At 64.7% G+C, this 19,964-nt stretch carries 17 protein-coding genes; 11 read left to right on the forward strand and 6 right to left on the reverse strand.

The genetic code is table 11. The annotated features are described in order from the left end of the window. Positions 1-43 precede the first annotated feature (43 nt). Genes NKI05_RS08665 through NKI05_RS08680 form a run of 4 tightly spaced genes read left to right on the forward strand, consistent with a single transcriptional unit; the run spans position 44 to position 3,355 of the window. Positions 44-925 (forward strand): branched-chain amino acid ABC transporter permease, encoded by an 882-nt coding sequence (locus tag NKI05_RS08665; protein WP_023683565.1) that lies wholly within the window; start codon positions 44-46, stop codon positions 923-925. Then, positions 922-1,884 carry a branched-chain amino acid ABC transporter permease gene (locus NKI05_RS08670; protein ID WP_023815990.1) on the forward strand — a complete coding sequence of 321 codons (963 nt, stop codon included), beginning with the start codon at positions 922-924 and terminating at the stop codon, positions 1,882-1,884. The genes NKI05_RS08665 and NKI05_RS08670 overlap by 4 nt, the downstream gene beginning before the upstream one ends. Then, the gene (locus tag NKI05_RS08675) at positions 1,881-2,606 is read left to right on the forward strand and encodes an ABC transporter ATP-binding protein (protein ID WP_023815989.1); all 726 of its coding nucleotides are present in this window, start codon (positions 1,881-1,883) and stop codon (positions 2,604-2,606) included. Before NKI05_RS08670 ends, NKI05_RS08675 begins: the two co-directional genes overlap by 4 nt. Further along, on the forward strand, positions 2,603-3,355 hold the full coding sequence (locus NKI05_RS08680) for an ABC transporter ATP-binding protein (protein WP_352792299.1): 753 nt from the start codon (positions 2,603-2,605) through the stop codon (positions 3,353-3,355). The genes NKI05_RS08675 and NKI05_RS08680 overlap by 4 nt, the downstream gene beginning before the upstream one ends. Here the strand turns inward: NKI05_RS08680 and NKI05_RS08685 are convergent, their stop codons facing one another. After that, positions 3,356-4,723 carry a sodium:proton antiporter gene (locus NKI05_RS08685; RefSeq protein WP_245261930.1) on the reverse strand — a complete coding sequence of 456 codons (1,368 nt, stop codon included), beginning with the start codon at positions 4,721-4,723 and terminating at the stop codon, positions 3,356-3,358. 85 nt (positions 4,724-4,808) lie between these two features. Further along, the gene (pncA, locus tag NKI05_RS08690; protein WP_023815986.1) at positions 4,809-5,423 is read right to left on the reverse strand and encodes a bifunctional nicotinamidase/pyrazinamidase; all 615 of its coding nucleotides are present in this window, start codon (positions 5,421-5,423) and stop codon (positions 4,809-4,811) included. Positions 5,424-5,706: 283 nt separating this feature from the next. Between pncA and NKI05_RS08695 the strand changes: the two genes are divergently transcribed. From NKI05_RS08695 to NKI05_RS08720, 6 genes are read left to right on the forward strand one after another with little or no spacing between them, the layout of a single operon-like run. Then, complete coding sequence (locus tag NKI05_RS08695) at positions 5,707-6,570, forward strand: FAD binding domain-containing protein (RefSeq protein ID WP_023815985.1); 864 nt, start codon at positions 5,707-5,709, stop codon at positions 6,568-6,570. Between the two features lie 11 nt (positions 6,571-6,581). After that, positions 6,582-9,545, forward strand: a complete 2,964-nt coding sequence (locus NKI05_RS08700; protein WP_352671017.1) for a molybdopterin-dependent oxidoreductase — start codon at positions 6,582-6,584, stop codon at positions 9,543-9,545. Continuing rightward, positions 9,542-11,083 carry a hypothetical protein gene (locus tag NKI05_RS08705; RefSeq protein WP_023815983.1) on the forward strand — a complete coding sequence of 514 codons (1,542 nt, stop codon included), beginning with the start codon at positions 9,542-9,544 and terminating at the stop codon, positions 11,081-11,083. Before NKI05_RS08700 ends, NKI05_RS08705 begins: the two co-directional genes overlap by 4 nt. Then, positions 11,083-11,967: a UPF0280 family protein gene (locus NKI05_RS08710; RefSeq protein ID WP_023815982.1), complete on the forward strand. Its 885-nt coding sequence runs from the start codon at positions 11,083-11,085 to the stop codon at positions 11,965-11,967. Before NKI05_RS08705 ends, NKI05_RS08710 begins: the two co-directional genes overlap by 1 nt. Next, positions 11,960-12,544, forward strand: a complete 585-nt coding sequence (locus tag NKI05_RS08715; RefSeq protein WP_023806235.1) for an amino acid synthesis family protein — start codon at positions 11,960-11,962, stop codon at positions 12,542-12,544. Before NKI05_RS08710 ends, NKI05_RS08715 begins: the two co-directional genes overlap by 8 nt. Next, positions 12,541-13,002 carry a MarR family winged helix-turn-helix transcriptional regulator gene (locus NKI05_RS08720; RefSeq protein ID WP_023736893.1) on the forward strand — a complete coding sequence of 154 codons (462 nt, stop codon included), beginning with the start codon at positions 12,541-12,543 and terminating at the stop codon, positions 13,000-13,002. Before NKI05_RS08715 ends, NKI05_RS08720 begins: the two co-directional genes overlap by 4 nt. A 1-nt stretch (position 13,003) precedes the next feature. Here NKI05_RS08720 and NKI05_RS08725 read toward each other — a convergent pair whose 3' ends face one another. Both NKI05_RS08725 and NKI05_RS08730 read right to left on the reverse strand, forming a co-directional pair. Beyond that, positions 13,004-14,119: an aminomethyl transferase family protein gene (locus NKI05_RS08725; protein ID WP_023736892.1), complete on the reverse strand. Its 1,116-nt coding sequence runs from the start codon at positions 14,117-14,119 to the stop codon at positions 13,004-13,006. A gap of 70 nt (positions 14,120-14,189) precedes the next feature. After that, the gene (locus tag NKI05_RS08730; protein ID WP_023671296.1) at positions 14,190-14,960 is read right to left on the reverse strand and encodes an ABC transporter substrate-binding protein; all 771 of its coding nucleotides are present in this window, start codon (positions 14,958-14,960) and stop codon (positions 14,190-14,192) included. A gap of 254 nt (positions 14,961-15,214) precedes the next feature. Between NKI05_RS08730 and NKI05_RS08735 the strand changes: the two genes are divergently transcribed. After that, the gene (locus NKI05_RS08735) at positions 15,215-16,105 is read left to right on the forward strand and encodes an SGNH/GDSL hydrolase family protein (RefSeq protein WP_023815981.1); all 891 of its coding nucleotides are present in this window, start codon (positions 15,215-15,217) and stop codon (positions 16,103-16,105) included. Between the two features lie 22 nt (positions 16,106-16,127). On the opposite strand, the gene NKI05_RS08740 is transcribed toward NKI05_RS08735, so the two are convergent. Together NKI05_RS08740 and NKI05_RS08745 are read right to left on the reverse strand one after the other, a co-directional pair. Continuing rightward, entirely contained in the window at positions 16,128-17,810 is a 1,683-nt protein-coding gene (locus NKI05_RS08740; RefSeq protein WP_023815980.1) for a hydantoinase B/oxoprolinase family protein, read from the reverse strand. A 1-nt stretch (position 17,811) separates the two neighbouring features. Then, complete coding sequence (locus NKI05_RS08745; protein WP_352792300.1) at positions 17,812-19,896, reverse strand: hydantoinase/oxoprolinase family protein; 2,085 nt, start codon at positions 19,894-19,896, stop codon at positions 17,812-17,814. Positions 19,897-19,964: the final 68 nt, after the last annotated feature.

Here is a 19,964-nt window from a genome sequence, read left to right on the forward strand (position 1 = left end):
GCGCGGTCACCCTCCCCACAAGGGGAGGGTAAGGGCGCCCTGAATGCATTTCGGACCCCATCTCCTCCTCGCCGCCCTCGAAGGCCTTGTCACCTCAGCCGTGTTGGCGCTGACGGCGCTTGGGCTGTCGCTGGTGTTCGGCGTCATGCGCGTCGTCAACGTCGCCCATGGCGAGTTCTTCATGCTGGGCGCGGTGCTGGCCTGGGCGATCTCGACGGCGATACCCGGCCATCCCACGCTCGGCTTCCTGGCGGCGCTGGTGATTGCGCCGCTGATTGTCGGCGCCATTGCGCTGGTAGCCGAGCGGCTTGTGCTGCGGCGGCTCAATTACAATCCGGAAGCCACCATCGTCGCCACGATCGGCATGCTCTACATCATCCAGCAGCTGGCGTTGAGCTTCTATGGCCCGGAAGCCCGCCCGGTGGAGCCGCCCTTCAGCTACCGCATCCTTTTGCCCTGGTTCGGCTATTCCGGCTACAAGCTGTCGATCATTGCCGCTTCGGCCCTTCTGCTCATCGCCACCTGGCTGGTGCTGACGCGCACCAAGATCGGCCTCATCATGCGCGCCACCCAATATGACAGCGAGACGGCGCAGGCCTTCGGCATTCCGGTCGCCCGCGTCTATGCCGGCGTCTTCGCGCTCGGCGCCATGCTGGCGGCCATCGCCGCCGTGCTGATCGTGCCGATCAGTCAGGCGCACTACCTGATGGGGCAGGACCCGCTGCTGTTGTCCTTCATCGTCGTCATCATCGGCGGCCTCGGCTCGCTGCGCGGCACGGTCGTCGCCGCCGTGCTGATCGGGCTGTCCGACGGCATCATCTCGGTGTTCTTCTCGCCGACTTTGGCCAAGATCATTGCCACGCTGCTGGTGGCCATGGTGCTGGTGTTCAGGCCGCAAGGCCTGTTCGGGCAGGCGCCGCGATGAGCGAAGCTTCGCCGGCAAAAGCCTATGCTCTGCATATCGGCGCCATCGCGCTGCTGTTCGCCCTGAGCTTCGTCCTGCCGGATTATCATCACGGCCTGCTCGCCCGCATCATGGTGCTGGCGGTGTTCGCCATGGGCTACAACATGCTGTTCGGCTATGTCGGCCTGCTCAGCCTCGGCCACGCCATGTTCTTCGCCGCCGGGCTCTATGGCGCTGGTCTCGCCGTCATCCATCTCGGCTGGAGCGTGCCTTTGGCTTTCCTCGCCGGCATCGCCTGCGGCGCGCTGCTGGCACTTGTGATCGGCCTGCTGGCGCTGCGCACCACCGGCGTCGCCTTCATGATCGTCACCATGATGTTCGCGCAGGTGTTTTACCTCGTCATCCTCTATTTCGCCGCCTGGACCGGCGGCGACCAGGGTCTGGTCGTGCCGCAGCCCGCGCGGGTTCTGGCCTTCGGCGCGACATCGCTCGACCTAACCAACCCGACCGTGCGCTACATGAGCGCGCTGGCGCTGTTCTCGGTCGTGCTGCTGATCACCCTCGCCATCGTCCGCTCCCGCTATGGCCGCGTGCTGGTCGCGGTGCGCGAGAACGAGGAGCGCACGAAAATGCTGGGCTACGACACCTTCTCCAACAAGCTGATCGCCGTCGTCGTCTCCGGCACCATCTGCGCCGCCTCGGGTGCGGCCTATGCGCTGCTGTTCGGCTATGTCGGCTCGAGCTTTGCCTCGGTGCAGTATTCCATCCTGCCGCTGCTCTGGGTGCTGCTCGGCGGCGCCGCCACGACGCTGGGCGCGCTGCTTGGCACTGTGTTCATGTACTATGTCATCGACACCGCCAGCGGTTACACCTCCGCCTATCTCCTGATCGTCGGTATTGCACTCATCCTTCTGGTGCTGTTTTTCCCCAAAGGCATTCTGGGCACCATCCGCCAGCGCTGGCTCCGGTGGCTGCCATGATGCCGTTGCTGACCACCAAAGGCCTGGCGCGCAATTTCGGCGGCCTGCGCGCCGTCGATGGTGTCGATTTTCAGCTGATGCCGGGCGAGATCCGCGCCGTCATCGGCCCCAATGGCGCCGGCAAAACCACCTTCGTCAGCCTGGTCAGCGGCCGCATTCAGCCATCGTCCGGCATGATCGTCTTCGACGGCGCCGACATCACCAGCCAGCCGGCCTATCTCAGGGTTCGCCGGGGCATCGCCTACACCTTCCAGATCACCAGCGTCTTTGCCAACCTTTCCGCTTACGACAATGTCGCGCTGCCGGTGCAGCGCACGCTGACCGATGGCCGCTCGAAAGGTGCGGTGCGCACCGGTGTCATGGCCGCGCTCGATCGCACCGGCCTTGCCGGCCGCGCCCATATGCCGGCCGGCCAGCTTTCCTACGGCCATCAGCGCCTGCTGGAAGTGGCAATGGGCCTGGCGCTGAAGCCGCGGCTTTTGATCCTCGACGAGCCGACGCAGGGGCTGGCCGACAGCGAGATCGACAATTTCATCGGACTGGTGCGCGAGATTGCCAAGAGCGCCACCGTGCTCCTGATCGAGCACAACATGCCGGTCGTCATGCAGCTGGCCGACCGCATCACCGTCTTCAACGCCGGCAAGATCCTGGCCGAAGGCACGCCCGAACAGGTTCGCGCCAACACCCAGGTGCAGGAAGCCTATCTGGGGACGGCGCCATGAGCGAAGCCCACAAGACTGAGGCCCACGAGACTGAGGCCCACGAGACTGAAGCGCTGACCATCTCCAGGCTCGAATGCTTCTATGGCGAGGTTCAGGTGCTTTACGAGCTTGATCTCGTGCTCAACAAGGGCGAGGTGCTGTGCCTGTTCGGTCGCAACGGCGCCGGCAAGACGACGGCGCTGAAAGCAATCATGGGGCTGGTTCCGTCGAGCGCCGGTTCGATCCGGCTCGCCGGCAAGGAGTTGACCGGCCTGCCGGCGCATGAGGTGCCCAAGGCCGGCGTCGCCTATGTACCGCAAGGCAGGCGGCTGTTCGCCGAGATGACGGTGGCGGAAAACATCGAGATCGGTCTGATGGCGCGCGGCAACGGAAGAGCGACGCGCGAGAGCGTGCTCGATCTCTTCCCGCTGCTGCGCCAGCGGCTGCGCCAGCGCTCCGGCACTTTGTCCGGCGGCGAGCAGCAGATGCTGGCCATGGCCCGCGCCCTTTGTCTGGAGCCTCAGGTGCTGTTGCTAGACGAGCCGACGGAGGGGCTGATGCCGTCGATGATCGCCAAGATCCGCGAGACGGTGGTGAAGCTGCGTGAGCTAGGTGTCTCCACCATTCTGGTCGAACAGCGCGTCGACGCCGTGCTGTCCGTCGCCGACCGCGTCTGCTTCATCGAGAACGGCCGCAACCGCGAGACCGTCGATGTCGAGCAATTGCGCGCCGACCCATCGGCAGTCAGGCGCTATGTCGGCGTCGGCTGATCAGCCGAAAAACAGGAACCCGGCGATCAAAAAGATCGGGATCAGCACCAGCCCTGACCATGCCATGTAGCCGAAGAAGCCCGGCATCTTCACACCGCGGTGTCGGGCGATGGCGTAGACCATGAAGTTGGGTGCATTGCCGATATAGGTGTTGGCGCCCATGAACACCGCGCCGGCCGAGATCGCGGCCAGCGTCGAGGCCGCCTCCGTCATCAGGTGCCGCGCGTCGCCGCCTGCGAGTTCGAAAAACACCAGATAGGTCGGCGCATTGTCGAGGAAGGACGACAGCCCGCCGGTCAGCCAGAAATAGGCGAGATCATTGGGCTGGCCGGTGGGTGACGTCACCAGCGCCACCAGCGGCGCCAGCGCGCCGTCATGGCCGGCGCGAAGGATGGCAATGACCGGCACGATGCAGATGAAGATGCCGGCAAACAGTTTTGCCACCTCCGCGATCGGGCCCCAGGTGAAGCCGTTGGCCTCGCGATGGCTCTTGAGGGAAACGACAAGCGACAGCCCGGCGAGCGCCAGGATGATGGCATCGCGCACCAGGTTCTGCAGTTCGAGGCCGACGCCGAGGATGGAGAAAGTCACGCCCGGCTTCCAGGCAGCTGAAAGCAGGATCGCGGCAATGACGCCGGCCAGCAACGGCAGATTGGCCAGGCCGCGAAGGCGCACCTTCGTATCCGGCGTCGGATCCTTGATCTTCGGCGCGCCGCCTTCACGGCGATGCAGCATGATGTCGATGGCCAGGAAGACAAGCAGCACCAGGCCGCCGGTAAACAGCGTCTCGCGCCAGAGGTTCGCCGACGTCCAGAAGAAGTCGACGCCGCGCAGGAAGCCGACGAACAATGGCGGGTCGCCCAAGGGCGTCAACGAGCCGCCGATGTTAGACACCAGGAAGATGAAGAAGATGACGATATGGGCGTTGAACTGCCGGTTGTCGTTGGCGCGCAGCATCGGCCGGATCAGGATCATCGAGGCGCCGGTGGTGCCGATCACCGAGGCCAGCATCGCCCCGACGAGCAGCAGCCCGGCATTGACCAGCGGCGTGCCATGGATGTTGCCGGCGACAAGGATGCCGCCCGAAATGGTGTAGAGCGCGAACAGCAGGATAATGAACGACATGTATTCGGTGAGCAGCGTGTGCAGCACGGCTTCACCGGCTACCGGAACGCCGAATGCAACCATCAGGGGGATGACCGCCAGCGCTGCCCAGCCGGCTGCGATCTTGCCGTAGTGATGCTCCCAGACATGATGGAACAGCAGCGGTCCGGTGGCGATCGAGAGCAGCAGGCCGGCGAAAGGCAGCGCCCACCACAGCGACATGGTAGCATCGGGCAGGCCGCGGGCCTCGGCCGCGAAGGCCATTTGCGGAGACACAGCGGAAGCGAGTACACCTGCCGCCAAAGCCTTCCCCAACTGTGTGCAGCCCCCTCGATGCCTCACGATCCAGTCACTCCGAGATCGGGTCTTCGAGCCTAACCCCGGCATCGCGCATCCTCTTCAGCATCGCCTCGACCGAACCGTTGAGATCGATGCCGCGGCAGGCGTCGAGGCGAACCGTCGTCTTGAAGCCTTGCTTGACCGCGTCGAGGGCCGAAAAGGCAACGCAGAAGTCGGTCGCCAGGCCAACCAGGGTCACACTGTCGATGCTGCGCTCCTTGAGGTAGCCGGCGAGCCCCGTCGGCGTCTTGTGGTCGTTCTCGAAGAAGGCGGAGTAGCTGTCGATATCAGGGCGAAATCCCTTGCGGATCACCAGCTCGGCCTTGGTCCAGGCGAGCCCCGAGTGAAAATCCGAGCCGAGGCTGCCCTGGATGCAATGGTCCGGCCACAGCGTCTGCGGCCCATAGGGCATTTCGATCGCGCTGAAGGGCTGCGCCCCCGGATGGCTGGAGGCAAAGCTCGAATGTCCGGCCGGGTGCCAGTCCTGCGTCAGCACGACATGCTCGGCATGCCGAATCAGATCGTTGACCAGCGGCACGATTTCGTCGCCGCCGGCAACCGCCAGTGCGCCGCCGGGGCAGAAGTCGTTTTGCAGGTCGATGACAACAAGCGCTTCGTCGGCCATGGCGCCTCTCCTCTTCTACGTCTCGAACGGGGGATCGAGTGAAATACGCCGCTGATGCGACCGGATGCTGAAACTTGACCGGATGGCCGCCTGCGTCAACCTCTGCAAGCGTAAGAAATGCTTGGCGGCCGGGTTCCCTTAAACTCCGGCTTTGACAATTTCCGCCAGCTTGATATCATTTGCATACGAATGAATTTGGCCTGATCAGACATTGGCGGGGTTCGGGAAGACCCCACCTTTTGAAGGTCCCAATGGGAAGGCCTATTTTTTTGGAAGGCAAAGCGTGATCCGTTACGCGAAACCCGCCACGCTCGACGAGGCGCTCGCTCTGCTGGGCGAGGGCGCCTGGCGCGTGCTTGCCGGCGGCACCGATTTCTATCCGGCGCAGGGCGCCAAACCGTTCCGCGACAATGTTCTCGATATTAACGGCCTGGTCTCGCTGCGCGGCATTGCCGAGACCGAAACCCATTGGGTTTTGGGCGCCCGCACCACCTGGACCGACCTTGTCCGCCATCCATTGCCGGCGGCTTTCGATGCGCTGAAGCAGGCCGCGCGCGAAGTGGGCTCCCTGCAGATCCAGAATGTCGCCTCGATCGCCGGCAATCTCTGCAATGCTTCGCCTGCCGCCGATGGCGTTCCGGGACTGCTGGTGCTGGACGCCGAGGTCGAGCTGCGCTCTGCAGCCGCGACGCGTTATCTGCCGCTGCAGGAGTTCATTCTCGGCAACCGCCGCACCGCTTTGCTGCCGGGCGAACTGGTCACCGCCATCCGCATCACGAAGCGGGCCTCTGCCGGCACGTCGGCCTTCGTCAAGCTCGGTGCGCGGCGCTACCTCGTCATCTCCATCGCCATGGTGGCGGCGCGCCTCGTTGCCGAGAATGGCATGGTCATGGAAGCCGCTGTCGCGGTCGGGTCCTGCTCGGCCGTCGCCAGGCGGCTCGCCGCTGTCGAAGCCGTGCTGGTGGGCAAGCCTGTCGGCCCGGCACTCGCCGATGCTCTCCTGTCCGCGCCGATGGCCGAGCTCTCGCCGATTGCCGACGTGCGCGGCAGCGCCGAATACCGGCTCGACGCAGCGCGCGAGCTTGTCGCTCGCGCCGTGCTGGGGGCCTGCGGGCTGACGAACGACAACAGCATGGTGGCGGCATGAGCCACTCTGAGATGATTGAAGCCCTGCCCGACCTCGTGCCGGGCCTCGGCATCGAGCGCGCCGAGATCGCCTTCGCCGTCAATGGCGCCGCCGTCTCGGTCAATGTGCCGCCGCTGCGCCGGCTGTCGCAGGTTTTGCGCGACGAATTGCAGCTGACGGGCACCAAGGTTGGCTGCGATGCCGGCGATTGCGGCGCCTGCACGGTGCTGGTCGACGGCGACGCCGTCTGCGCCTGCCTGATGCCGGCGGCCTCCGCAGCCGGGACGTCCGTAACGACCGTCGAAGGCCTCGCCGATGGCCGGCTCTCGGCGCTGCAGGCGTCCTTCCTGGCACATGGCGCCGCGCAATGCGGCATCTGCACGCCGGCGCTGCTGGTCGCGGCAACGGCGCTGCTGGATGGCACACCGAATCCGACCGAGGCCGAGGTGCAGGATGCGCTGGGTGGCATCCTGTGCCGTTGCACCGGCTACAGAAAGATCATTGCGGCAGTGATGGATGCGGGACGGTTCGAGACGTCGACCGACGGCGCTGCCCCTCATCCGCCTGCCGGCACCTTCACCCCGTATAGTGACGGGGAGAAGGGAAGTGCTCCAGCGCCGACGCTCCCCTCTCCCCGTTCTTCACGGGGAGAGGGTAAGGGTGAGGGGCAGCGCCAACGTCATTCGTTGGAATTCAACTTTGAACGTAGAATGCCAACCACAGGGAATGCTGTAGGCGCCTCCCCGGTCCGGCTCGACGGCGTGCCAAAAGTCACCGGCGCTGAAAAATTCGGCGCCGATGCCTTTCCCGCCGATGCGCTGGCCGTGCTGGTGGTCCGCTCGCCGCATTATCATGCCGGCTTCGCCTTCGGCGACCTGGAGGGCTGGGTGAAGTCGCATCCCGGCATCGTCGGCGTCTTCACCGCCGCCGACATTCCGGGAAAAAACTGTTTCGGCGTCATCGGTCCGTTTGCCGACCAGCCGGCGCTGGCCGAAGGCTTTGCGCGGCTGCGCGGCGAGGCAGTGGCGCTTGTCGCCGGCGAGCGCGAGGCCATGCTCGATCTCGACCTCCAGGATTTCCCGGTCCGCTGGACCGAGCTGCCGCATTTTCTGCAGCCCGGCGACGCGCAGGCAGAAGGGGCTGCGCTCATCCACGCGAACCGCCCGGCCAATTTGTTGACCAAGGGCTTTGTCGAGCGCGGCGACCCCGAGGCGGCGCTTGGCGAGGCTGCTTACACGGTGTCCGGTGCCATCGACACCTCCTATGTCGAGCACGCCTACATCGAGCCGGAAGCCGGCCATGCCTACATGGACGGCGACACGCTGGTCGTCGTCGCCTGCACCCAGGCCCCCTATATGGACCGTGACGAAACGGCAAAGGTGCTCGGTCTTGCCGTCGACAAGGTGCGCATCGTGCCGACCGCGACCGGCGGCGGCTTCGGCTCGAAGCTCGACGTGTCGCTGCAGCCGCTCATCGGGCTTGTGGCACTGAAGACCGGCCGGCCGGCGGCGCTTGCCTACACCCGCACCGAATCCATGATGTCGACCACCAAGCGACATCCGTCCGAGATGAAGGCGACCATCGGCGTAGATGCCGAGGGCCATGTCACCGGCATGGTCTTCACAGGCGATTTCAACACCGGCGCCTATGCCAGCTGGGGCCCGACCGTCGCCAACCGCGTGCCGGTGCATGCCTCCGGTCCCTATGCGACGCCGAACTACCGCGCCGAAGGCCGCGCCATCCACACCCACGGGCCGATCTCCGGCGCCTTCCGTGGCTTCGGCGTGCCGCAGGCGACGATCATGCAGGAGACGCTCTATGATGAGCTCGCCGGCAAGCTTGGCATGGACCGGCTCGATTTTCGGCTGAAGAACTGCCTTCGGAACGGATCCGAAACGGTTACCGGACAGCGACTGGAGTCGGGCGTCGGCATATTCGAGTGCCTCGACTCCTTGCGGCTGCATTGGGCTCGCGCGACGGCCGACGCAGATACATTCAACAATGCCAATACGAGCAAAAAGCGCGGCGTCGGCATCGCGTCCTGCTGGTATGGCTGCGGCAACACCTCGCTGCCCAATCCGTCGACCATAAGGGTCGGTATCTCGCCAGAGGGGGAGGTCATCCTGCATCAGGGCGCCGTCGATATCGGCCAGGGCTCCAACACCGTCATCGCCCAGATCTGCGCCGACGCACTCGGCCTGCCGCTGGAAAAATTCAAGCTGAAGAGCGCCGACACTGCGATCAGCCCCGACGCCGGCAAAACATCGGCCTCGCGCCAGACTTTTGTCACCGGCAAGGCGGCCGAGAAGGCCGGCCGCGCCTTGCGCGAAAAAATCCTGCGCTTTGCCAATGTCTCGGAGAACGCTGCCCTGCAATTGGACGGCCCGGCGATCGTCATTCGTGAAGGCGAAGCCACTCGGCGCATCGATCTCGCCGCGCTCGATGTCGATGCGGACAGTTTCGTCTTTCGCGCCGAGGAGACCTACGATCCGCCGACGCTGCCGCTCGATGCCAAGGGCCAGGGCAAGCCTTACGCCGTCTATGGCTACGGCGCGCAGATCGCCGAACTCGAAGTCGATCTCAAGCTTGGCACCGTGAAGCTGCTGAAAATCACCGCCGCACACGATGTCGGCAAGGCGATCAATCCGCTGCTGGTCGAAGGCCAGATCGAAGGCGGCATCGCGCAAGGCATCGGCATGGCGCTGATGGAGGAATACATCCCCGGTCGCACCGAGAATTTGCACGACTATCTCATCCCGACCATCGGCGATGTGCCTGAGATCGAGCACATATTGATCGAGGTTCCCGATCCGGAGGGACCGTTCGGCGCCAAGGGCCTGGGCGAGCATGTGCTGATCCCGACCGCACCCGCCATCCTCAACGCCATACGCCACGCCACCGGCGTTCTCATCACCAAGGTTCCGGCGACGCCGGCGCGCATCCGCGCCGCCATCCGCGAAAAAGATGGCATCCGCGACAAGGAGGCACGCCGATGAGCGAGCTTGCCGAACGCTTCGAAACCCACGATCCGGGCGAAAAGCTGGTGGCGGAAAAGATCCGCTGCGATGCCTGTCCGGTGATGTGCTACATCGCCGATGGCCGCACCGGCGCCTGCGACCGCTACGGCAATGTCGGTGGCCGCATCGTGCGTATGGACCCGCTGACCATCCTCGACCATGCGGCAGAGAGCGGCGCCGCGGTCGTGCCCTTCACCGCCGAGGGCGAGCAATGGGACGGCGAACTGGTCAACACCGGCCGCCGCTTCGTCACTGCGATCGGCGCCGGCACCACCTATCCCGACTACAAGCCAGCCCCCTTCATCGTCAGCCAGGAGGTCGAGGGCGTCGATCTGGTGACCGTGGTCACCGAAGGCATTTTTTCGTACTGCGGCGTCAAGGTGAAGATCGACACGGACCGTCATCTCGGCCCCGAAACGGCAATCGTGCGCGCGCAAGGCGAGGCGATCGGCCACGTCACGACAGGCGAATATGGCTCGCAGATGCTGTCGCTGGGCGGCGTGCATCATCTGACCGGCGGCTCCAAGGCCGAAGGCCGGGCAACCTGTGACGCGATGCTCAGTCTGTGCAATCGCAAGCCGGTCGAACTGACCATCGATGGCGGCGCCACCATCATCGTCGAAACCGGCAAACCACCTGTCATCGACGGCAAGCAGGAACACCGTATGCGGGTCGGCTGCGGCTCGGCCACGATCGGCATGTTCGCCACGCAATGGCGCGGCCTAGTCGACGAGGTGGTGGTGGTCGACGACCATATCACCGGCGTTGTCTCCGAGCATCAGGCCGGCAAGGTGCTGGGCTGGCAGGACACCGGCATCAAGATCATCGGCCGCCGCTCGACGCCGGGCCGCTATTTCAAGGTCTCCGAGCCCGGCCTTGGCTGGGGCGGCACCTCGATTTCCGACCCGCTGTCGATCCTCGGCGGATGGAACGCCAAGAAGGGCGCCCGCCCCGGCCTGTCGCTGCTGATGGTGTCGACCACCGGCGAGCAGTTCGCCTATTACGAACTCGACGACGAGTTGAAGCCGGTTGAAAAACCGTTCCCCGAGCGGCTGCAGAAATCGGTCGGCCTGATCGAGGACAATTGCGAGCCGGCGCTCTGCACCGTGCTGTTCATCGGCGGCGCCGGCGGTTCGCTGCGCGCCGGCGTCACCGAAAACCCGGTCAATCTCACCCGCTCGGTGCAGGGCTTGAAGACCTATGTTACCGTTGGCGGCGCGCCGGTCTATGTCTGGCCGGGCGGCGGCATCACGCTGATGGTCGACGTCATGCGCGTGCCGGAAGGCGCGTTCGGTTATGTCCCGACCCCGGCACTGGTGGCGCCGATCGAATTCACGCTGCGTCGCGACGACTATGTCCGGCTGGGCGGCTACGAGGCCGAGATACGAAGCGTCGAGGATATCGTTGCCAAAGGCGGCGAGTATCTCAACCCGCGTCGCGGCTCAGCCGCCGAGGCTCAAAACCCATGGCCGCCGCTCGCGCAATTGCGCCGCGTCGGCTCGAACGGGGCCACCTGATGCAAGGCCCGCAAGTCCACTGGCTGCAGGACGGTAAGCGGCTGCACCTCAACCACGGGCCGATCGACCTGATCGTCGAAGCCTTTGGTGAGGCGGCTGAGTGTCGTGCCGCCTACGATCAGGCGATCGAGCGCTTCCAGACGATCCTGATCGAGTTGGTCGAGGAGCTTCCCGAATTGCGGCTGCCGGCATTTTTCCTGGCGCCGCGCACCTTCGCCGGCCCGACGGCGCGGCGCATGGAAGCAGCCGTCATGCCCTTGGCGGAATGCTTCATCACGCCGATGGCCGCCGTCGCCGGATCGGTAGCCGACGAAATGCTCTCGGCATTGCTTGCCGGTCGCAGACTCGACCGGGCCTATGTCAACAATGGCGGCGACAGCGCCCTCCATATCGGCAAGGGCCAGTCGATGAACCTGGCGATCGCCGGCACCGGCAACGGCATGGCCGACCGCCTCACCATTCGCTCGGCGGACGGCGTGCGCGGCGTCGCCACCAGCGGCTGGCGCGGCCGTTCGTTCTCGCTTGGCATTGCCGACGCCGTCACCGTGCTGGCGCACACCGGCGCCGAGGCCGATGCGGCCGCGACACTCATTGCCAACGCCGTCGACCTGCCCGGCAATCCCGCCATCAAGCGCATTCCCGCGCAGGACTTGGTGCCCGACAGCGATCTCGGCGCGCGGCTGGTGACACAAGCCGTCGGCATGCTCGCGCGTGGCGATGTGGAGCGGGCGCTGGACAATGGCCTTGCCGTCGCCGAAGATTTTCGCCGGCGCGGCCTGATTGCCGCATCGGCGCTGTTTCTAGGTGGGGAAGCCCGCATCAGTGGTTCCATGGCGCTTGCCGCGCCCAACAAAAATCCAGGGAAGGAAGTTGCCCATGCCTGAGTTTCCGATCCGCAAGATTGCGGTTCTGACCGAAGAGATTTTTCACGATGGCGGCCCGGTCGCAGCTGCGCCGCGCCGCCGCGCGGCGGCCGTGGCGCTGGTGAAGAACCCGTTCGCCGGCCGCTACGTCGAAGAACTGCAGAGCGCCATGGACGATCTGAAGCCGCTTGGCCTGCTGCTCACCGACAAGCTCATTGCCGCATTGGGCGGCGACATCAAGCAGATCGACGCCTACGGCAAGGGCACCATTGTCGGCTCGTCGGGGGAGCTGGAGCACGGCGCGCTGTGGCATGTGCCCGGCGGTTACGCCATGCGCGAGCGGCTGGGCGACGCCAAGGCGATCGTGCCGTCGGCAACCAAGGTCGGCGCCTTCGGCTCGCGGCTCGACGTGCCGCTCGGCCACACCAACGCCGCCTATGTGCGTAGCCATTTCGACGCCATGGAGGTCGGTCTCAGCGACGGGCCGCGCGCCGACGAAATCCTGTTCTGCCTCGCCATGAGCTGCGGCCCCCGCGTGCACGACCGCATGGGCGGCCTGGCGGTCGGCGACATCAAGGCCTGGGACGGCTTGCGATGAGCGGCGGGGACAATCTTCTCAAGCTCGTCGAGGCCGAAGAGCCCGACGAACATGACTACCGCCTGCAGGAGCAGGTCGGCTTCATCCTGCGCAAGGCGCATCAGCGCCATGTCTCGATCTTTGCCGCCCAGATCAGCGACCTGACGCCGCCGCAATTCGCTGCACTTGCCAAGCTGCACGATGTCGGCGAGACCTCGCAGAACCAGTTGGGCACGCTGATCGCCATGGATGCGGCGACGGTCAAGGGCGTCATCGACCGGCTGAAGGCGCGTGGCCTGGTCGATCTGACCAAACACGAGGTCGACAAGAGGCGGCTGCTGGTCAACCTCACGCCAGAGGGACGCGAGGCGATCGAACGGCTGATCCCGTTGGCCCGCGCCATCACCCAGGAGACACTGGCGCCGCTGACGGTCAAGGAAGCGGCCACGTTTATGCGGCTGCTAGCGAAGTTAGCCTGATTTAGGCCCGCAGCCGAGCGCCTTCAGGATCGAAGAATGGCATCGGCGCCACCACCGCGCGGGTCGGCTTGCCGTCAATGTCGATGCTGAGTTCGGTCCCGATGGCGGTGAACGGCAGCCGCAAATGCGCCGTCGCCAGAACTTTGCCTAAGGAATAGCCGTGATCGCTGTAGGTGACGACGCCGGCATCCTCGCCGTCGGCGAAAACCCTGGCATCCGTCGCGGCCGGCTTGTCACCGTCGAGAATCAGCCCGGTCCAGCGTTCGTCGAGCCCCTTGTCGCGAATTTTGAGCAATGCCTCGCGGCCGATGAACTCGCCCTTGTCGAACTTGATCCAGCGATCGAGCCCGACATGGAAGGGCGTACGGCTCTCGTCCATGTCGATGCCATGCGCCGGATAGGCCTTTTCCAGCCCGAGCGTGAACATGGCCAGCACGCCGTATGGCTTCAAGCCGAAATCGCCGCCGGTCCGCACCAGCGCGTCCCAGACGGAAGTCGCCTCGTCCGCCGGCACGAACAGTTCGAAGCCGAGCTCGCCGGTCACCCCGGTGCGTGAGATCAGGACTTTGGTCTCGCCGACGCGCCCTGAAGTGAACGCCCAGCGTTTCAACTCATCGAGATCGGCATCCGAAACCAGTGCTTTCAGCAGCTCGCGGGAGCGCGGCCCCTGTATGGTCGGGAAGGCGACGGCCGCGGTGATGTCGGTGACATAGGCCTTTCGCGCTTCAGCATGATGCTGCAGCCAGGGCAGCATCTTCAGCCGGTTGACCGAGCCGGTCACCAGCATGAAATGCTCAGGCGCCAGCCGGAACACGGTGAGGTCGTCCATGATGCCGCCATCGTCGCGGCAGACGGTGGAATAGCGCACCTGGCCGGGGCTCATCGCGGCCGCATCGTTGACGATAACGTGGTTGACCAGCGCCTCCGCTTCCGGCCCCTTGATGTCCATCTTGCCCATGGTGCTGAGATCCTGCACGCCGACATTCTTGCGCGTGTTCAGATGCTCGTCGGCGATGCCGGAATAAGTTTTGGCCGAGACGAAGTCGCCGCCGACCCGGCCCATCGTGGCGCCGAGGCCAACGATGCTGGTGTAGAAGGGGGAGCGCCGCTCAACCAAGAAACTTCTCCGTCATCTCATGAAAACGGCAGCGCCGGGTGGCGCTGCCGAGGTCGGGTTGGCTGAGGGATTAACCCCCGTAGACGTCGAAGGCGAAGTACTTGTCGTTGATTTCCTTGTACTTGCCGTTGGCGCGCAGCGCCTCGATTGCGGCATTGAACTTGTCGGCAAGTTCCTTGTTGCCCTTTTGCAGGGCGATGCCGACGCCGGGGCCGTGAATGGCCGGATCGGCGGTCAGCGTGCCGAGCAATTTGCAGCAGGCGCCATCGGGCTTCTTCAGCCATTCGGTCAGGATGATCGAGCCGTCCATCATCGCGTCGAGCCGGCCATTGGCCATGTCGGTGCGGGCGTCGTCGCCCGTCGGATAGGCTTTCACGGTCGAGCCGGAGTATTTCTGCTCGGCGAAATTCTGGTGGATGGTTGCGCTCTGCACGCCCAGCACCTTGCCCTTCAGATCGTCCGGCGATGTGCCGGCGATGGTCGAATCCTTCGGCACGGCGATGGCCGGCGGCGTCTGGTAATATTTGTGGGTGAACTCGACCTTCTCGGCCCGTTCCGGCGTGATGGTGATGTTGATGATGGCGTCGAACTTGCCGGCCTGCAGCGCCGGAATGGAACCATCGAAATCCTGTACGGAGAATTCGCACTCGGCCTTCATCTCGGCACACAGCGCCTTGCCGAGGTCGATGTCGAAGCCGCCCAGCGTGCCGTCCGAATTGGCATAGTTGAAAGGCGGATAGGCGCCCTCGGTCCCGATCCTGAGTTTCTCGGCGGAGGCAGCACCGGTCCCAAGCAGCAGGGCGGCGGAAGCGGCAAGCACGAAACGACCGAAAAGACGCATGTTCCTGATCTCCGTTGACTAAGCAATTCCAGGGAAGGTGTTGGCGGTTTCCCGTCCGGAATTGCGCGAAAACAAGGATAGAAGTCTATGGTCTTTTGCAGGCCCCACGGAGACGGAAACGACATGCTCTGCGGCGATCACGGCGCGGCAAGCCGTCCTTCCCCAGGAATCTTACTGTGATCTAAATTACAGACCGATCATGGACATGGGCGCATGTTCAGCTGGAAGTAGACGGTCGTGGGAGGGACCTGGGGATGGACCAGCAGGAATTCGTGCAGGAAGCCGCGCAGCGGCGCATAGACGACGACATCGCCAAGCGCATCAGGGTTCACCAAGCCAACATCGAGCGGCTCGAAACCGCAAGGGAAAGCGCCGGCAATCTCGAGGCGGCCGTTGCCAACCGGCCGCTGGTGATGCTGGCGCAGGGCGATTCCTGGTTCGACTATCCGCTCACCGGTAACGGCTTTCCGTTCGTCGACACCGACGTGATCGCGCAGCTGCGACGCATCGGCTCGATGCCGCCGACCATCCTCAACCTTGCCCATCATGGCGATGCGGCGACCGACGAGATGTCGCTGCCCAAGCAGCAGCGCATGATCGCCGCCCTGCGCAACAAGGCCAACTGGCTGGACGGCAAGCCCGATGCCATCCTGTTCTCTGCCGGTGGCAACGACATTGCCGGCGACCAGTTCTGCATCTTCCTTGACTTCAATGACGGCCACGCCCCCGGGCTGAACAAGAACCGCTTCACCAAGGCGCTCGGCATGGTCGAGGCCTGCTATCTCGATTTGTTCGCGCTGCGCGACCGCGTCGCGCCAGGCGTGCCGATCTTTGGCCATTGCTATGATTTTCCGATCCCGAACGGAGCGCATCCGTCCTGTGTCGGCCCGTGGCTGAAACCGTCGCTCGATTTCTGCAACTGGACGGTCGGCAAGGGCACGGTCATCGTTCACGACGCGCTGGCGGCGTTCCGCGATGTGGTGAAGCGCCTGGCCGACGATCCCAACAACAATTTCCATCTGGTCGACACGCAGGGAACGTTGAAGGTGGCCGACTGGGCCAACGAACTGCATCCCGATCCCGCCGGCTTCAAGAAGATCGCGCAAAAATTCGCCGATGCGCTGAAGGCCAAGCTGCAGACCTGACGCGGCTCGGGCCTGTCGGCTGTCAGGTTCCGAACAGCTCTTTGGCTTGTTCAACGGTGTAGTAACCAAGCCTGATGTCTTCGGCGACCAGTTTCGGGTCGCGCTCACGCGGATCACCATAGCCGCCGCCCCCGGGCGTGCCGACCCTCACGCGGTCGCCGGCCTTGAGCGCGATGTCCTGTTCCTTGGACAGATGCGGCGGCACATGTGCCTCGCCGTCGCGGAACACGGTCACCGTGTTCACCGCGCCGTCCTTGCCGCCGAGCGCGCCTTGCGGGCCGAAACGGCCATGGTCCATGACGAAGGACGCGCGCGCCTCTCCTCGCAATATCTCGACCTCATAGGCGAGGCCAAAACCGCCGCGCTGCTTGCCGGCGCCGCCGGAGCCTTCGCGCAAGGCATAGTGGCGGTAGAGAACCGGAAAGGCCTGCTCCATGATCTCGACCGGCGGCGATTTCGAAATGCCGATGGTCGAGCAGCCATTGGTCAGGCCGTCATGGCCGGAATTGCCGCCATAGCCGCCGCCGGAGATCTGATACATCACATAGTCGCGGCCGCGGGCCGGATCGTTGCCGCCGAGCGCGAAATTGCCGCTGGAGCCGGCGGGCGCGGCCGTCACCTTTTCCGGCAGCGCCTGCACCATCGCCGCGAACACCGCCTCGGCGATGCGCTGCGAGACTTCAGCCGCACAGCCGGAGACGGGACGCGGGTATTTGGCGTCGAGGAACGTGCCTTCCGGCCGCTTGACGATCAGCGGCTCGAAAGCGCCGGCGCTGATCGGCACATCAGGGAAAATATGGCGCATGGCTAGATAGACCGACGACAAGGTCGTCGCCAGCACGCTGTTCATGGGCCCCGCGCATGGTTTTGACGAGCCGGTAAAGTCGAAGGTCAGCGTGTCGCCCTGCTTGTCGACGGCGAGCGCGATGGTCAGCGGCTCGTTGACCACGCCGTCCGAGTCGACAAAGGCCTTCGAACTGTATGTGCCATCGGGAATGGCGGAGATGTTGGCGCGCATCTGCTCGGCGGCGCGGCGACGCAGTTCGGCGATCGCCTCGACAACAGTTTCGTTGCCGTAACGATCGAGGATTCCATTGAGCCGGTCCTGACCGATCAGCAGTGCCGCGGCCTGCGCCCTTATATCGCCGATGCGCTGGTCGGCGACCCGGATGTTGGAGCAGATGATGGCGTAGATTTCCGTGTCCAGCACGCCCTTCTTGAACAGCTTGACCGGCGGCAGCCGCAGGCCTTCCTGCTCGACGGCTGTGGCGGAAGCGGAGAAGCCGCCCGGCACCGAGCCACCGATATCGGGCCAGTGGCCGGTATTCGATAGCCAGCAAAATATCTTGCCGTCGCGATAGACCGGCATGGCGAAGCGCACATCCATCAGATGCGTGCCGCCGAGATAGGGATCGTTGACGATATAGATGTCGCCCGGCTCAGGCGGCAGGCAGCGGCCGGCGGCGATCATCTCGATCACCGTCCTGGTCGAATACTGCATGACGCCGACGAACACCGGCAGGCCCTGGCTGCCTTGTGCGATCAGCGAGCCGTCGACGGCCGAGTAGATGCCGTCGGAGCGGTCATTGGCTTCGGCGATGACAGGCGAGAAGGCCGCGCGGGAGAAAGTGAGATCCATCTCGTCGCAGACCTGCTGGAGGGCAGCCTGCAGGACCGAAAGCGTGATGGCGTCGAGCTTTTGCATCTCAGGCCTCGCCGATATCGATGATGATGTTGCCGTCGGCGTCCGATCTTGCGCGGTCGCCGGGTTCGAGCACGGTGGTGGCGTCCATCTGTTCGAGGATCGCCGGCCCTTCGATGACGGCATCGGGCGGCAGCTTTTCGCGTGCGTATATCGGCGTATCGTGCCAGCGTCCTGCGTACCAGACAGGCCTTGTTTCGCGCAGCGCCTCGTCTAGCGTCTTTGTACGTCCGGCCGGGTCGATCAGCCGTGACAGGTCGATCGCCGGCCGCACGCCCGTCACCGACGTGTTGAGGTTGACCAGATTGGCGCGGATCTCCGGCAGCTCGACCTTGAAGCGGGCGAAATAGGCTTTTTCGAACAGCGCCTGCAACTCCTGCCTTGTCACCGATGAAGACGGCAACGGCACGTTGATGATGTGGGTCTGGCCGACGAACTGCATGTCGGCGGAATGGGTGACGCGGATCGTTTCCGGCTTCACCGCTTCCTTGCCGATCAGTTCGTCGCCTTCCCCGCGGTGACGTTCCAGCACCTCGCGAAGCCTGGCTTCATCGAGCACGGCGACCGGCTGGTTGATGGTGTTGACGAAGTCATGACGCAGATCGGCGACGACGCAGCCGAGCGCGTTGGTGATGCCCGGACGGGCCGGCACCAGCACACGGGGCAGGCCGAGTTCGCGCGCCAGGGCGGAGGCATGCAACGGCCCGGCGCCGCCGAAGGCGAACAGCGCGAAATCACGCGGATCATGGCCGCGCGACACCGAGACCATGCGGATGGCGCCGGCCATCTTCATGTTGCCCAGGCGCAGCACCGCGCCCGCCGCTTCGACGCCGGAGAGGCCGGCGGCCTTGCCTATTCTGTCTTCGAAAATGCCGGTGACCCGCTCGACGGTGACCGGATTTTCGACCGCCAGCAGCTTTTTCGGCGCCAGCCGCCCGAGCACCAGATTGGCGTCGGTGATGGTCGGCTCCAGGCCGCCGCGGCCGTAGCAGATCGGGCCGGGATTGGCGCCGGCACTTTCCGGGCCGATCTGGATCAGGCCGGCCGCATCGACGCGGGCGATCGAGCCGCCGCCGGCGCCGACCGTATGCACCGCCACCATCGGCACATGGATCGGCATCGCATATTCGATCTCGATCTCGTTGGAGACGGCGGGCTCCGCATTGCGGATCAGCGCCACATCGGTCGAGGTGCCGCCCATGTCGTAGGTGACGAGGTTTTCAAAGCCGGCGCGCTTGCCCGTATAGGCCGCGGCAATGACGCCCGAGGCTGGTCCGGACATCACGGTCTTGGCCGATTCCCTGGTGACGAAACGGGCCGAGATCATGCCGCCATTGCCGTTCATGATCAGGAAGTCGCGGGCATAGCCCTTGGCGGCCAATTCCTTGCGCAGCCGCTCGACATAGCGCTCGAGGACCGGCTGCACCGACGCGTTGACCGCGGCGGTCACACCGCGCTCGAATTCGCGCGCTTCCGACAGCAGCGCATGGCCAGTCGTGATGTAGCCGTTCGGCCAAAGCTCGGCGGCGATTTCGGCGGCGCGCCGCTCATGTCCAGGGTTGGCGTAGGAATGCAGGAAATGGATGACGAGGGACTCGCAGCCGGCCCCGATCAGCGTCTTCACGGCGTCGCGCATCTCGGCCTCGTCGAGCGGCGTGCGCACCGCGCCGGATGCTTCGACGCGCTCCGACACTTCGAGCCGGAGATCGCGCGGGATGATCGGAACGAAGCTTCCGGTCATGCCGTAGGGCTGCGGCCGTGTGCGGCGGCCAAGCTCGATCACGTCGCGAAAACCGCGCGTGGTGATCATGCCGGTTTTCGCCAGCCTGCGTTCCAGCACCGCATTGGTGGTGGTGGTCGTGCCATGCACGATGAGGTCGATGCCGTCTATGGCAAAGCCTGTGGCGCCCAGCGCTGAAACCACGCCGAACGCCTGATTGTCGACCGTCGTCGGCGTCTTGGCGATATGCACCTTTCCGCCATCTTTGCCGTCGATCAAAATGAGGTCGGTGAAGGTTCCGCCGACATCGATGCCGGCAACGACGTCGCCCGCGGAATCCGGCTGCTTCACCGAAAAATTCTCTTTCATTGTCGAAACCCGAAATGCCAGGACTATGAATATGCCGCAGTTTGGAATGCTGTTTTAGCGTGGTATCT

The organism is Mesorhizobium sp. M0771 (assembly GCF_040320155.1).
Lineage (GTDB): Bacteria > Pseudomonadota > Alphaproteobacteria > Rhizobiales > Rhizobiaceae > Mesorhizobium.

Excerpts from the sequence above, each read along its gene's own strand:
- NKI05_RS08670 (WP_023815990.1), top strand. The coding sequence starts at position 922 with ATGAGCGAAGCTTCGCCGGCAAAAGCCTATGCTCTGCATATCGGCGCC.
- NKI05_RS08705 (WP_023815983.1), top strand. The coding sequence starts at position 9,542 with ATGAGCGAGCTTGCCGAACGCTTCGAAACCCACGATCCGGGCGAAAAG.
- NKI05_RS08735 (WP_023815981.1), top strand. The coding sequence starts at position 15,215 with ATGGACCAGCAGGAATTCGTGCAGGAAGCCGCGCAGCGGCGCATAGAC.
- NKI05_RS08720 (WP_023736893.1), top strand. The coding sequence starts at position 12,541 with ATGAGCGGCGGGGACAATCTTCTCAAGCTCGTCGAGGCCGAAGAGCCC.
- NKI05_RS08665 (WP_023683565.1), top strand. The coding sequence starts at position 44 with ATGCATTTCGGACCCCATCTCCTCCTCGCCGCCCTCGAAGGCCTTGTC.
- NKI05_RS08710 (WP_023815982.1), top strand. The coding sequence starts at position 11,083 with ATGCAAGGCCCGCAAGTCCACTGGCTGCAGGACGGTAAGCGGCTGCAC.
- NKI05_RS08680 (WP_352792299.1), top strand. The coding sequence starts at position 2,603 with ATGAGCGAAGCCCACAAGACTGAGGCCCACGAGACTGAGGCCCACGAG.
- NKI05_RS08740 (WP_023815980.1), bottom strand. The coding sequence starts at position 17,810 with ATGCAAAAGCTCGACGCCATCACGCTTTCGGTCCTGCAGGCTGCCCTC.
- NKI05_RS08745 (WP_352792300.1), bottom strand. The coding sequence starts at position 19,896 with ATGAAAGAGAATTTTTCGGTGAAGCAGCCGGATTCCGCGGGCGACGTC.
- NKI05_RS08715 (WP_023806235.1), top strand. The coding sequence starts at position 11,960 with ATGCCTGAGTTTCCGATCCGCAAGATTGCGGTTCTGACCGAAGAGATT.
- NKI05_RS08730 (WP_023671296.1), bottom strand. The coding sequence starts at position 14,960 with ATGCGTCTTTTCGGTCGTTTCGTGCTTGCCGCTTCCGCCGCCCTGCTG.
- NKI05_RS08685 (WP_245261930.1), bottom strand. The coding sequence starts at position 4,723 with ATGGCCTTCGCGGCCGAGGCCCGCGGCCTGCCCGATGCTACCATGTCG.
- NKI05_RS08675 (WP_023815989.1), top strand. The coding sequence starts at position 1,881 with ATGATGCCGTTGCTGACCACCAAAGGCCTGGCGCGCAATTTCGGCGGC.
- pncA (WP_023815986.1), bottom strand. The coding sequence starts at position 5,423 with ATGGCCGACGAAGCGCTTGTTGTCATCGACCTGCAAAACGACTTCTGC.
- NKI05_RS08700 (WP_352671017.1), top strand. The coding sequence starts at position 6,582 with ATGATTGAAGCCCTGCCCGACCTCGTGCCGGGCCTCGGCATCGAGCGC.